The organism is Vibrio sp. OPT46, assembly GCF_015163535.1.
GTDB lineage: Bacteria > Pseudomonadota > Gammaproteobacteria > Enterobacterales > Vibrionaceae > Vibrio > Vibrio alginolyticus.
Window position 1 is genome coordinate 925 of the sequence record NZ_JADDYG010000608.1, and the last position, 345, is coordinate 1,269.

Genomic DNA, 345 nt, shown 5'->3' on the forward strand with positions numbered 1-345 from the left:
GATTGAATCGGCTTCCGTACCTGAAACACAAGGTACAGTTGAGATCGTTGATGGCAAACTGGTCTTCACACCGGCTGAGAACTTCCATGGTGACGCTGAAATCACTTACACCGTGACCGATGGTGCACTGACTGACCAAGCGACGGTTAACGTCACCGTGAATGCGGTGAACGACACGCCTGTGGTTGAAAGCAGCATTGCAGACCAAACCTTGGCAGAAGACTTTACGCCATACAGCATCGATCTAAATACGGCTTTCAGCGATGTAGATAACGTGGATGGCGATCTGACCTTCAGCGTCTCCGGCAACAGCAACATTCAAGTGGCGATCGTCAATGGGATTGC

The 345-nt window shown here is 50.7% G+C and carries 1 protein-coding gene; it reads left to right on the top strand.

All coding sequences use genetic code 11. The features are described from left to right. Nucleotides 1-345: cadherin-like domain-containing protein (locus IQR33_RS34145; RefSeq protein ID WP_228014093.1), on the top strand; the 345-nt coding region annotated here is incomplete at both ends.